Annotated in this window: 1 pseudogene; it reads left to right on the plus strand. The window is 47.7% G+C overall.

The features are described from left to right. Window positions 1-610, plus strand: a pseudogene (locus tag R7O13_RS28640) (transcriptional regulator MalT); the annotation flags it as partial.

Here is a 610-nt window from a genome sequence, read left to right on the forward strand (position 1 = left end):
GTCCAACGATAAAGACTTAGTCGTTGAGATTTTGAATGAATTCGGTTGGAAGATGTTCAACCAAGGCGAATTAAGCACACTCGAGCATGCCATCAATAAGCTGGATGCAGAGCTGCTATTTAGCCACCCTAAATTGACGATGTTACGTGCATGGTTAGCGCAGAGCCAACACCGATACAATCAAGTTGGCCAATTGCTTGAAGAAGCCGAAGAAGAGCATAAAAAACGTAATATCGAGCTAGATATCCATTACCAAGGCCAAGCTAACGCGCTGCTTGCTCAGGTCGCGATTAACAGCAACCAACCCGAGAAAGCGCTTGAACTTGCGGAGCTGGCTCTCAGCCAACTAGACAACACTATTTACCGTAGCCGAATTGTCGCGACCTCAGTCGTAGGCGAAGTGAACCACGTACTGGGTAAACTCGACCGCGCGTTGCCGATGATGCAGCAAACCGAAAAATTGGCGCGCCAGTATCAGGTTTACCATCAAGCACGGTGGGCGATTTTACAACAAAGCGAAATCTTGATTGCTCAAGGTTACGTGCAAGCGGCCTTTGAGCTGCAAGATTCAGCCTTTCGTCTGATTGAAGATCAGCAATTACAGAACGCA

It is taken from the genome of Vibrio sp. Y176, from assembly GCF_033438945.1.